Origin of the sequence: Aquimarina sp. MMG015, assembly GCF_018100855.1 — a bacterium.
GTDB classification, from domain to species: domain Bacteria; phylum Bacteroidota; class Bacteroidia; order Flavobacteriales; family Flavobacteriaceae; genus Aquimarina; species Aquimarina latercula.
Window position 1 is genome coordinate 463821 of the sequence record NZ_JAGJEB010000001.1, and the last position, 12409, is coordinate 476229.

The 12409-nt window shown below is 33.5% G+C and carries 15 protein-coding genes; 3 read left to right on the top strand and 12 right to left on the bottom strand.

Annotation, left to right across the window (positions count from 1 at the left end; genetic code table 11):
- The first annotated feature begins 24 nt into the window (after positions 1-24).
- Positions 25-678 carry a response regulator transcription factor gene (locus tag J8L88_RS01990; RefSeq protein WP_027394680.1) on the top strand — a complete coding sequence of 218 codons (654 nt, stop codon included), beginning with the start codon at positions 25-27 and terminating at the stop codon, positions 676-678.
- Positions 679-766: 88 nt separating this feature from the next.
- Here the strand turns inward: J8L88_RS01990 and J8L88_RS01995 are convergent, their stop codons facing one another.
- The gene (locus tag J8L88_RS01995) at positions 767-1357 is read right to left on the bottom strand and encodes a carboxymuconolactone decarboxylase family protein (protein WP_027394681.1); all 591 of its coding nucleotides are present in this window, start codon (positions 1355-1357) and stop codon (positions 767-769) included.
- Positions 1358-1485: 128 nt separating this feature from the next.
- Between J8L88_RS01995 and recJ the strand changes: the two genes are divergently transcribed.
- Positions 1486-3171 carry a single-stranded-DNA-specific exonuclease RecJ gene (recJ, locus tag J8L88_RS02000; RefSeq protein ID WP_118390036.1) on the top strand — a complete coding sequence of 562 codons (1686 nt, stop codon included), beginning with the start codon at positions 1486-1488 and terminating at the stop codon, positions 3169-3171.
- Positions 3172-3231: 60 nt separating this feature from the next.
- Positions 3232-3579, top strand: coding sequence for a hypothetical protein (locus J8L88_RS02005; protein WP_211059804.1), 348 nt, complete (start codon positions 3232-3234; stop codon positions 3577-3579).
- Between the two features lie 10 nt (positions 3580-3589).
- On the opposite strand, the gene J8L88_RS02010 is transcribed toward J8L88_RS02005, so the two are convergent.
- From J8L88_RS02010 to J8L88_RS02060, 11 genes are all read right to left on the bottom strand, one after another.
- Positions 3590-4522 carry an alpha/beta fold hydrolase gene (locus J8L88_RS02010; RefSeq protein WP_162897368.1) on the bottom strand — a complete coding sequence of 311 codons (933 nt, stop codon included), beginning with the start codon at positions 4520-4522 and terminating at the stop codon, positions 3590-3592.
- Between the two features lie 114 nt (positions 4523-4636).
- Complete coding sequence (locus tag J8L88_RS02015) at positions 4637-5275, bottom strand: hypothetical protein (protein ID WP_211059805.1); 639 nt, start codon at positions 5273-5275, stop codon at positions 4637-4639.
- Positions 5276-5323: 48 nt separating this feature from the next.
- A complete protein-coding gene (locus tag J8L88_RS02020; RefSeq protein WP_027394685.1) occupies positions 5324-5776 on the bottom strand; it encodes a 3-oxoacyl-ACP synthase in 453 nt (150 codons plus the stop codon).
- A 123-nt stretch (positions 5777-5899) separates the two neighbouring features.
- Positions 5900-6442 (bottom strand): hypothetical protein, encoded by a 543-nt coding sequence (locus J8L88_RS02025; protein WP_118388105.1) that lies wholly within the window; start codon positions 6440-6442, stop codon positions 5900-5902.
- A gap of 73 nt (positions 6443-6515) precedes the next feature.
- Positions 6516-7190, bottom strand: a complete 675-nt coding sequence (gene mtgA / locus J8L88_RS02030; RefSeq protein ID WP_211059806.1) for a monofunctional biosynthetic peptidoglycan transglycosylase — start codon at positions 7188-7190, stop codon at positions 6516-6518.
- An 18-nt stretch (positions 7191-7208) separates the two neighbouring features.
- The gene (locus tag J8L88_RS02035) at positions 7209-8321 is read right to left on the bottom strand and encodes an FAD-binding oxidoreductase (protein WP_118388101.1); all 1113 of its coding nucleotides are present in this window, start codon (positions 8319-8321) and stop codon (positions 7209-7211) included.
- Between the two features lie 48 nt (positions 8322-8369).
- Positions 8370-9722 (bottom strand): acetyl-CoA carboxylase biotin carboxylase subunit, encoded by a 1353-nt coding sequence (gene accC / locus J8L88_RS02040; RefSeq protein ID WP_027394688.1) that lies wholly within the window; start codon positions 9720-9722, stop codon positions 8370-8372.
- Positions 9723-9812: 90 nt separating this feature from the next.
- Positions 9813-10304: an acetyl-CoA carboxylase biotin carboxyl carrier protein gene (accB, locus tag J8L88_RS02045; protein ID WP_118388099.1), complete on the bottom strand. Its 492-nt coding sequence runs from the start codon at positions 10302-10304 to the stop codon at positions 9813-9815.
- A 28-nt stretch (positions 10305-10332) separates the two neighbouring features.
- Positions 10333-11328, bottom strand: coding sequence for a beta-ketoacyl-ACP synthase III (locus J8L88_RS02050; protein WP_027394690.1), 996 nt, complete (start codon positions 11326-11328; stop codon positions 10333-10335).
- Positions 11329-11597: 269 nt separating this feature from the next.
- On the bottom strand, positions 11598-11795 hold the full coding sequence (gene rpmF, locus J8L88_RS02055; RefSeq protein WP_027394691.1) for a 50S ribosomal protein L32: 198 nt from the start codon (positions 11793-11795) through the stop codon (positions 11598-11600).
- A gap of 10 nt (positions 11796-11805) precedes the next feature.
- Positions 11806-12345, bottom strand: coding sequence for a DUF177 domain-containing protein (locus J8L88_RS02060; RefSeq protein WP_027394692.1), 540 nt, complete (start codon positions 12343-12345; stop codon positions 11806-11808).
- Between the last annotated feature and the right edge of the window lie 64 nt (positions 12346-12409).

The window sequence follows — 12409 nt, forward strand, 5'->3', positions numbered from 1 at the left end:
TCTTAACAACCTAAATAAATACCCATGGAAATTATAAAACTAGGATTAGTAGATGATCATAATTTGTTTCGAGAAGGGATTAAATCACTTTTGGATAAAATGGACAATATAGAACTGGTTTTAGAAGCTGTAAGCGGCAAAGATCTATTAGCTAAATTAAATAAACTTGTTCCAGATGTGATTCTATTAGATTTAGAAATGGAAGAAATGAATGGAGTAGACGCTACGTTAAAAATAAAAGAGTCATATCCAAATATGAAAGTTATTATTCTCACTATGCATAAAGAAGAGCGAATGATATCATATTTGATGGAAGTTGGAGCTAATGGATACTTGCTTAAAGATACCAATCCACAAGAATTAGAGGATGCAATACGATCTGTATGTGATAAAGGTTTTTATTTTAATCCTTTTGTTTCTCAGGCGTTACTGAAAGGATTAAAGAATAAGTCCAACAAGCCTCCTGTAATTGGAAAAGATTATCATCTTACTACTAGAGAGTTAGAAGTGTTGGAGTTGGTGACCAAAGAATTTACGACGGCAGAAATTGCGGCGGAATTATTTTTGAGTGTTCGAACCATAGAAGGCCATCGAAAAAATTTAATGATGAAATTAGAGGTAAAAAACACTGCGGGATTGATTATTAAAGCAGTACGAGAGAAGATTATTTCTGTCTAAAAACAATCATAAAAAGGCCTCACAGATTATTGAAATTTGTGAGGCCTGATATTTTAAGAGATAAGAAAACCTATATGTTCAATAGATATTATACGTGTTTTCCTTTTTCCCAACCGTGTTTTCCGAGATATTGTTCGCCAGATTCAATAGCGCCTTCTTCTACGGTAGTTCCCATAGAGTCATTCCAACGATTTAGATATCCAAACAAAGAAATCACACCAAGCATTTCTACGATTTCACCTTCATCCCAATATTTATAAAGTTCTGTTTTGATAGCCTCATCAACATTGTTAGGTACCAAAGAAGCAGCAAGTGAAAAATCTAGTGCAGCACGTTCCGCATCACTAAAAGCTGGGTGTGTTTTATATTCCCAAATATTATCTAACTGTTCCTGTTCTGCACCATAACGTTCTGCAGCACGTATAGCGTGCGCTTGACAATATCTACATCCTGTAGCATTACTACTTACCCAAGCAATCATACGTTTTAGAGCAGAGGTTACACGACCTTCATTTGCCATAACCGCTTTGTTAAGATTAATAAAGGCTTTAGAAATGGCTGGTCTTCGCTGCATGGTCAATACAGAATTTGGACAGAAACCTAAGGTTTCGTTAAAGAATTCCGCCAATTCTTTGGTTTCTATATCATGTTCTGCGGATAGAGGTGTAACTAATGGCATGTGTATGTATATTTTTTTGAGTTAATTTAATTTTAGCAAACCAAAATACAAAACTAATGTCAAACCGGAACGAGTAGCGATGTTTTTTGTACTTTGGTTTTTTAAATAATTTCGGAAGGATAATGCCAATGAGATGGACGCTTAGACCAAAACCAAATATTACTGCAATTACCAACCTGTCAAAAGCACTTAATGTAGATGAAATCATTGCTTCTTTACTAGTTCAAAGAGGAGTTGATACATTCGATCAAGCTAAACAGTTTTTTAGACCTTCCTTAAAAGATTTACATGATCCTTTTTTGATGAAAGATATGGATATTGCTGTTTCTAGAATAGAAAAAGCAATATCAGATGAAGAGAATATTATGGTTTATGGAGATTATGATGTAGATGGAACTACTTCTGTAGCTCTGATGTCTTCGTATTTAGAAACCATTACATCACAAGTAGCAACATATATTCCGGATCGATATGCAGAAGGATATGGGGTTTCTTATCAAGGAATTGATTATGCCTCTGATAATGATATTTCACTTATTGTAGCGTTGGATTGTGGTATAAAAGCAATAGAAAAGGTGGCATATGCAAAATCAAAAGGAATTGATTTTATCATTTGTGATCATCATAGACCGGGAGATATAATTCCAAAAGCAATTGCAGTATTGGATCCTAAGAGAGAAGATTGTGATTATCCTTATAAAGAATTATGTGGTTGTGGAGTAGGTTTCAAACTAATACAAGCTATTGCTTCTAAAAGAGGTGATTCTATAGAAGATCTTCTAATATATTTAGACCTTGTTGCTACAGCAATCGGAGCGGATATTGTTCCGATAACAGGAGAGAATAGGGTGCTTGCTTATTTTGGTTTAAAAGTAATAAATCAAAATCCAAGAACAGGTTTTAAAGCAATGTTATCGCAAGTAAAAAAGAAAACGCTAACAATTACTGATGTAGTATTTATGTTGGCTCCTAGAATTAATGCAGCAGGAAGAATGAAACATGGATTGCATGCGGTAAACTTGCTTAAGGAGAATGATTTAGAGCTTGCATTACAATATGCTTCTGAGATAGAAACGTATAATAGTGATCGAAAAGATGCTGATAAAAGTATTACTGAAGAAGCTTTAGAGCAAATAAGCCAAAATTCTGAAGAAGATAAATTCACAACAGTAGTTTATGATGAGAATTGGCATAAAGGAGTAATCGGAATTGTAGCATCCAGACTTACAGAAACATATTATCGACCAACCTTAGTTTTCACAAAGAGTGGTTCTAAGTTAGCCGCTTCTGCCAGATCAGTTAAAGGATTTGATGTATATAACGCATTGAATGAATGCGCAGAATATATAGAACAATTTGGAGGTCATAAATACGCAGCAGGATTAACATTGAAAGAAGAACAGTATGAGCCGTTTAAGAAAAAATTTGAAGAAGTAGTAGCTACCACTATCGACAAAAGATTATTGACACCAGAAATAATGATAGATACAACAATGGAGTTGGATCAAATTACACCTAAGTTTTTTAGAATTTTAAAACAATTTGCACCCTTTGGTCCAGGGAATCTGGCGCCTGTGTTTATGACAGAAAATGTAAAAGATACGGGGTATGCAAAATGCGTAGGAGCAGATGAGAAACATTTAAAGTGCAAGATGCAAAAAAATGGATTGGCAATAGGAGGAATTGGTTTTAATCTAGGACCTAAATTTAATTTGATATCCGATAATCAGAATGTGAAAGTAGCATATAACATTGATGAAAATGAGTGGAACGGAACAGTTTCTCTACAATTGAAGTTAAAAGATATAATTTAATTTATTTTTATTTAGATTAATTATAAATAATTAATATTTTTGAATCAAATATGATTCAGAATGAGTGCTATAAATAGAATTTACAGTAATAAAATTGGAATATCTTTCTTTTGGAGAAAACAAAAATCAGATGATTCGCCAAAAGTTCAATTGGTATTTAGGGATATTGGATTTTTACTTACCTTAAATGAACTTAAGGATTTTTCGGATTCATGCAGACTTACCGAGCAATCTCAATGTTGTGATCAATGTAGTCATAATTGCAGATCACTATTACTTAGAACGCCATCTGATAAAATTGATTTAGCAATAAGTAAAGATGAACTAGAACAAGTACATGAGTTAATCAACGGTACTGTTTTTAGAGTAGAATTACAAAAATGGATAACCAGTACTGGACGAAACTAATAGTATTTTTCTATCGAAGAAAATCCAAAATTTTATAAGATATTTCTTCTGCTTTAGTTTCTTGTATAAAATGTTTTTCATCTATAAAATGAATATCTGCCTCATCAATTTTCAGGGCATTTGTCACTTTAGTTTGTTGAGGAGTCCATTGTAACATGGTGTCATGAATCCCCCAAATAACTGCAACAGGAATTTCAATATTTTCAAAAACTAAAGAATAATCAGGAAAATAATTACAAGTTCTTGTAAAGAAATAATACATTCCATCAGTTTTACCTTCTAATAAAGGAGTTTTATAACCCTCTACATCTATTTCGTTTAACGTATTTTCTTTAAGCCCTTCTTTGAATAATGATTTCAGAAGTGTATTGGTTGTAACTCCATTCCGATAGGACCACATTGCAGCTTTAGCAGCTGGACCAGGACTAAATCGTATTGGCGGATAAAAACCTTCCTCATACAATAATGTATTTAGTATAATAAGTTCTTCAATTCGTTTAGGAGCTTGATTAAAGAGCTCCCAAGTCCATACACCTCCTACATCGTGCATTACGTGAGACCAATATTCAATACCTAAACCATCCATTAAAGCAAGAAGCCTTTTAGCATGTTCTTTTTCACTATAAATTTTATATCCTTCTGGAGAATCGCTAGAACCATATCCTAACATATCTGGAACAATAACTCGATAGCCTCCAGCAACCAGAGGGTCTATCATTTTACGATATAGCCATCCAGAAGTAGGAACCCCATGAAGAAGTACAATTGCCGGTCCACTTCCTTTATCTATATATTTAATTATGCCATCTTTACTTGGAAATGATCGTTGTTGGGCTCTAAATTCTTCATAAGTCATTTGACCTTTTCTGATTTTAGTATTCTGATATGGTTTACACCCAAAAACAATTACTACGATTAGAAGTAATAAAGAAAGCTTCTTCATTTAGATTGACAATTTGTGAGGTAGCAATTTACTTAAAATCATTTTTTTATACTATTAGATTTAACAAATTTCTAGTACCTCTATTTATATATTATATTAATGGGGGCGTTTGATCTATTCTGTTATAACAATACCATTTAATAATTCTTCGGCAACGGGCTTATATTCCTCTAAAAGATTTTGAGATGTGTATGCTAAAAATTGAACAGATCCTTCTTCATTCGAAAAATAGTACCCGTAATAAGAAATCTTTATTCCTTGCATGGTACCGTCCATCTGCATCAATAACATTTTCAGTCCATTGACCATTCTGTATTCTTCTTTTACAACTTGTATGTCAGGAGCAATTTCTCTTCCATTTTCAAGTGCTAATTCTTTAAATGATTCTAGAGGGATTTCTACTTTTTCAGTAATAATTATGGCATATAAGTCTTCTCCACGTAATTGAAGTTCGTACTCAGCATCATCATTATTAATTCCTTTTTTAAAAGACCATTTTTTTGGGTTTAACCAAAATCCTAATTTAGTACTGTTGCTTTTTAATAAGAAAGTTGATTTCTCACTTTTTTCGAATGTAGCAGGATTCGTAGTAATTTCTTTTTCAATTTCTTCTTCTTGATTTAAGTATTTCCAAGTGCCATCGGTATATAAAATTACTTCTTCACCAGTTTCCGTTACAGCATTTGTTTGAGCTTGTAATGAACTAGTGATCAAAAGAAGAATTATAGAAAGTAATAAGTAGTTGTTTTTCATTATTGTAGATGTTTATATTGTACAAATCTATTAGATTTTATTTTATAACTACACCAAATTTTTTATTTGTATTTCATTTCCATTAAAGTTAAAATAATCACCTATCTTTTTTCCTAATAGTAATTTTCCAATTGGAGTATTGGTAGCTATTGCGAAATACGTTTTATTGTCTATAATAATTTTCCCGGACGAAATGCTTAAGAAATAATTCCCTAGTGATGTTTCTATGATGTTTCCTAATCGTATTACTTTAGAAGACGAGTATATATCAATTTTAGCTAAGGTTTCTTGAAGTTTTTGAACCTCTGCTAATTGCGCTCCTGCTTTTTCTCTTTCTAATTGCAACATTGCCCTCCCAGTTTCATGTTTGTCACCAGCGGTACTTTTTGTCTCAGAGTTAAGAGATTCCTGAATATTAGCAATTCTATGTTCAATACGATTTAAGCGATCCTGTACAAATTGTTGACAATGATCATATAGAGTTTCTTTAATGTTTCCCAAAAAAAATAGATTTAGAATTCTAATATAGAACAACTGTAATAATTGCACAAATATGAACTTCGTTAAGCAAAAAGAAGACTAATTTTAAACTAATAATTTTCTTCTTTAGTGGATTCACTAAAATTAAGTTTTTGGAAGAAAAACATCTACAATACCTTCTAGATATCCCATATTATTATAATTAAAATCGATAACTCTACAATTTTCTGCTACTATAGCAATTTCATCAATTAATATTCTTGGGTCGTCTTTAAAATAAATTTGAGTTTCCAATGAATGATGCCCTTTAGCAGAAATTTTATAATGAAAATGCCTAGCTCTATATCCATATACACCTGGTCGTATAGTTTTTATTTTATAAGCTCCAGATGCGTCCGTAATAATACATCCTGTTAACGTTGTTTGGGATGGAAAATAAAAATTACCATCATTATGATACGCACCTGCATCGTCTGCATGCCAGATTTCTATTTTTGCATTTGGTACTATCTGTTTGTTTTTGGTAAAGATTTTTCCCGATATTATTGTGGGAATTCCAGGTAGGTTTTTGGTATTTAGATTTACAAATTGAGGTGATGTAGAGAAGTCAGAATATTGGGTAGCTAAGCTATTTTTTATCCCATTCGTATGTTGTAAAAAGGTATTATTTCCTGAATTGGTTTTCATAATAAAGAATTTTAAGGGATTTACTTTAAAACAAACCACTCGGATTTTACCCTACCATCTGGAGATATTTTTTCTACTTAGAAATAGAAAAAGCTCCATAATTACGCATCTGTAGGAGAATCCATTTTTTTCTTTTTTGTATATAATTAGATGCTGGTTCTGCTAGATATTTTCTAGGGTTAGGAAGTATTGCTGCTACTGCGGCAGCTTCATTTTTAGTAAGACTTGTGGCAGGTTTATTAAACCAAAATATAGCGGCAGCTTCTGCACCATAAATTTGATTTCCCATTTCTATGCTGTTAAGGTATACTTCAAGAATACGTTCTTTACTCCAGAAAGTTTCTATCAAAAAAGTAAAATAACTTTCTAGCCCTTTACGTATCCAACTTCGTTGTGGCCATAAGAAAACATTCTTTGCTGTTTGTTGGGATATAGTGCTAGCACCTCTTAATCGTTTCCCTGTTTTGTGTTCTTTAATTGCTTTTTCAATTGCCTTGGTGTCAAAACCTCTATGTTCTAGAAAATGTTGATCCTCACTACAGATAACGGCAAGTTGTAAGTTTTTAGAGATATTTTTTAGGTCAACCCATTGATGTTCTATTGGGATTTTTTCGATGGATTGAGCGTTTCTAATAATCATCAGTGGAGTCACAGGAACATTGACCCATTTGTATATGAATACCCAGATTACACTAAGGATTAAGAAGGCTAAAAAACCTTTGAAAATCAAACGAAAGATTTTTTTCATAGTTAATCGGAAATTGATTTATAACAAATCTGCTAGCTCCATGCCAACCTGACTTCCAATTGCTATACCCATACCACCAAGCCGAACTCCGCAGAAAATATTATTGGATACTTGTTTGACAATAGATTTTTTTTGGGAACCAACTCCCATAATACCACTCCAGCGATATTCAATTTCAAAAGTAGTACCTGGTAAGATAGTTTCTTTTAAAATCTTTTCTAGTTCTTGTTGTACTAATTCTGTTTGACCTTGTTTAGTAGTCTCCTCAGCTTTGAAATCAAGATTTCTTCCTCCACCAAAAAGTATTCGATTATCAATATTTCTGAAGTAATAATACCCTTTGTCTAGGTGAAATGTACCCTTAATATTTAAGCCTTCAATTGGTTTGGTTATTACTACTTGTGCTCGCGCAGGCTTTACATTTTGAATTCCAAATTGAGAGGCGAAACCATTGGTGGCGATTAGTACTTTATTAGAGGAAAACGTAAAATGATTTGTTTTTATTTCGACAGTGTTCGGATTTTCAATAAGATCCTCGACAATACAGTTGTTTAATATCTTAACACCAGAAGTTTGAACTTTTTGCAGTAATGCGCTCATCATTTTACCGGTATCGATTTGCCCTTCAAATTGATTTACGATATAATGCGGTTGAATATTTTTGAAGCAGAAAGTATTCTTTGTTTCTAAAAATACGTCATCTTTAAAAACAGGTGTTAATAGGGAGTTTATATCTGAGATTTTAGAAATGCAATTTTCATATAGATTAAAATCAGTTTTTGTAAAAAGCTCGTAACCTCCGTTACGATGATAATCAATATTAGAATCACCGAGATTATTACGCAATAATTGAAGGCCATTTCTTCTCTTTTGTACTAAATCTAAAACTTCTTCTTGAGAGTGAGTCTCTAGGTCATCCAGAATTTCGGAGATACTTCCAAAACAAGCGAAACCTGCATTTTTAGTGCTTGCTCCATTAGGAAAAACTCCTCGTTCTAATATAAGTATTTTAGCCTTTGGAAACTTTTGGTGTATTCTTAGAGCACTGTTTAATCCAACAATTCCGCTTCCGATGATAGTAAAATCGACATTGGATAACCACGTTTTATATTCCCAATAGCTAAAATCCATTATAATAAGTTCATAAAAAAAGCCTCAATAATGAGGCTTAATTGTTAGTTAGTTATCTTTTGGTTCTTCCATCTCAAAATCCTCCATAAACTTCGTGGTGTAATTTCCAGAAACATAATCGGGATGATCCATAAGTTGCCTATGGAATGGGACAGTAGTTTTTATTCCTTCTACTACAAATTCATCAAGAGCCCTTTTCATTTTATTGATTGCTTCTTCGCGAGTTTGAGCAGTGGTGATTAATTTAGCGATCATAGAATCGTAATTCGGTGGAATAATATAACCACTGTATACATGAGTATCTATACGTACTCCGTGACCACCTGGAAGATGTAAATTCGTTATCTTACCTGGTGAAGGACGAAAATCTTTGTACGGATCTTCAGCGTTGATTCTACATTCAATAGAGTGTAATTGTGGGTAATAGTTTTTACCAGAAATTGGTACTCCAGCAGCAACTAGTATTTGTTCTCTAATTAAATCATAATCTACTACTTGCTCTGTGATAGGATGCTCTACTTGGATTCTAGTATTCATCTCCATAAAGTAGAAGTTACGATGTTTATCAACTAAGAATTCTACAGTTCCAGCTCCCTCGTATTTAATATATTCTGCAGCTTTAACTGCTGCTGCTCCCATTTCATCTCTTAGTTCATCTGTCATGAACGGAGAAGGAGTTTCTTCAGTAAGTTTTTGGTGTCTTCGTTGAACAGAACAGTCTCTTTCAGACAAGTGACAAGCTCTACCATTACTATCACCTACAACTTGGATTTCGATATGTCTTGGTTCTTCGATAAGTTTTTCCATGTACATATCATCGTTACCAAAAGCTGCTTTACTTTCTTGTCTGGCAGATTCCCAAGCATTTTGTAAATCTTCTTCTTTCCAAACTGCACGCATACCTTTACCACCACCTCCAGCACTTGCTTTAAGCATTACTGGGTAGCCTGTTTCTTTAGCAACTTTTATACAGGTTTCGAAATCAGGAATTACACCTTCGCTTCCAGGAACACAAGGGACTCCTGCTTCAATCATAGTAGATTTAGCAGATGCTTTATCTCCCATTCTATCAATCATTTCTGCACTAGCACCGATGAACTTTATCTCGTGCTCTTCACAAATTTTAGAGAATTTAGCATTCTCTGATAAGAATCCATACCCTGGATGAATAGCATCGGCATTTGTGATTTCTGCAGCTGCTATTATATTGGACATTTTTAAGTATGATTCGCTACTTGGTGCTGGTCCTATACATACAGCTTCATCAGCAAAACGAACATGTAAACTTTCAGCGTCAGCAGTGGAGTATACTGCTACGGATTTTATACCCATTTCTTTACAGGTTCTGATTACACGCATTGCAATCTCACCTCTATTGGCTATTAGAATTTTTTTAAACATAACGTTCTAAATTTAAAAATCTCAAATTCCATGTTCCAAATTCCATACTATTGGATTTTGGGATTTGTCAATTGGAATTTTAAAATTGGGTTATGATGGGTCTATTAAAAATAATGGTTGATCAAATTCTACAGGAGAATTATCATCAGCTAAAATCTTAACAATTTTACCTGAGACTTCACTTTCAATTTCATTGAAAAGTTTCATTGCTTCGATGATACAAAGCACATCTCCTTCTTTGATTGTGTCTCCAACTTCTACAAAAGTTGATTTATCCGGAGATGGTTTTCTATAAAGTGTTCCTATGATAGGAGATTTTATAGTAATGTATTTAGAATCGTCTTCTTCTTTTGCTGCGGGTGTTTCTGCAGCTGCAACTGGCGCAGCAGCTTGTACTTGTGTTACAGGTTGTGCTGCTGGGACTGCACTACCTACAGGTATTTGTTGTACAATTGTTGTTTCTTTGTTGTCTTCTGAAGTTGTTCTGATAGTAATTTTTACATCTTCCATCTCTAACTTCACTTCGCTAGCCCCAGATTTGGCCACGAATTTGATTAAATTCTGAATTTCTTTTAAATCCATAATGTTGGGTATTGTGTGTTTTAGTTGTTTAGGAATTATAGGCCCATTTTAAGAAAATGGAACCCCAAGTAAAGCCTCCACCGAATGAGGCAAATACTATATTATCTCCTTTTTTGAGTTGTTTTTCGTAATCACTTAATAATAAAGGTAAAGTTGCTGAGGTAGTATTACCATATCTATGAATATTCATAAGAACTTTACTATCGTCTAGGTTCATTCTATTAGCAGTAGCATCAATAATACGTTTATTAGCTTGATGCGCAACAAGCCAATCTACATCATCTCCTGTAATATTATTACGTTCCATGATTTTAGTACTAGCATCTGCCATATTGGAAACAGCGTACTTAAAAACAGATTTACCGTCTTGTTGTACAAAATGTTGTCTATTTGCTATTGTTTCTTCGGTTGGTGGTAAAATAGATCCTCCGGCTTCAATTTTTAAAAATTGGCGACCCACTCCATCCGTACGTAAATATTCGTCTTGTAGTCCTAACCCTTCTTCATTAGGTTCAAAAAGGGCTGCACCACCTCCATCTCCAAAGATGATACAAGTCGTTCGATCTGTATAATCAATTATTGAAGACATTTTATCAGCTCCGATTAGTAATATTTTCTTATATCTTCCTGCTTCTATATAGCTGGCTGCGGTAGACATTCCGTATAAAAAGCTAGAACAAGCAGCTTGTAAGTCATAAGAAAAAGCGTTTATCGCTCCTATCTCAGATGCAGCATATGCTGCTGTTGCTGCTACTGGAAGATCCGGAGTAGCAGTTGCGAATATTACCATATCTATCTCTTTGGGATCGAGATTTTTTTTAGCAATTAAATCTTCTGCTGCTTTTATACCTAAGAAAGAGCTTCCTTTGCCTTCTTCTTTAAGTATTCTTCGTTCTTTAATACCAGTACGAGTGGTGATCCATTCATCGTTTGTATCGACCATGGTTGCTAATATATCATTAGATAACACATAGTCCGGCACATAAGCGCCTACAGCTGTGATAGCGGCTGTGATTTTACTCATATCTTGATTTTAGTTTCACCTGAATCTTTTATTTGGTTTCAGATGGAATTCGCTAATAACTCTGTTGCTTGCTCGCTTTTCAGGAATTAGCATCAATAAATTGCTTAGCTCATTTCGTTACTTGTTATACAAAACGCATAAAAAGTGGTTGAAAATACTAAATTACATGCAAATATGGCGCAAAATAATTGGATTTTGACACATATTCAACTAAAAACAAAAAAACTCTCACATTTGTGAGAGTTCTTGTTAGAATTTTAACAATATACTTAAGCTACTTCTTCTTCAGTATTGTCAATAATTACTTGACCACGGTAATATAATTTACCTTCGAACCAATGTGCTCTGTGGTATAAATGTGCTTCTCCTGTTGTAGGATCTGTAGCTATTTGTGGTACAGTAGCTTTATAATGTGTTCTTCTCTTATCTCTTCTTGTTTTGGAGATTTTTCTCTTAGGATGTGCCATTGCTTAGCTATTATTTATCGTTTAATAAGTTTTTTAATTTATCCCAACGAGGATCAATTTCCTCGTTATCATTTTCTAATGTTTTCTCTTTCGGGCTTAATTCTTCTAGTTTTTCAAGTATATCAGATTCTAATGTTCCATCTTCGACACCAGGGTGAACTCTTTTAGAAGGTACTCCTAATACAATAAGTTCATAAATATATTGTTGAACGTTGATTTCATATTCTCCGTAAGGAATAATAAGAATTTCTTCGTTCTCATTGTTGTACTCTTCTCCAAATTTAACAACTAAAAAGAATTCATTCTTAATAGGTAAATTAAAAGGTTCATTGGTGACATCGCAATTAACATTTATGGTACCATTGGCCACAAATCCAAGCTCTAACATTGTCGTTTTTTTATTAAACTCCAAATCAACTTTAATTGCAGATGCATTAAATTCATCATACTCAAAATGTTCAAAGAACGTATTGCCAATCTGATACTCAAACTTGTGTAATCCTTGCTTCAGTCCAACAAAAGGGATATTAAACTCTTTTAGTGGTTTCATTTCATCATCAGTTTTGAGTCTCTGCCAATTCGGCAAAGGCGGGTGCAAAGATAACAAAAAATCG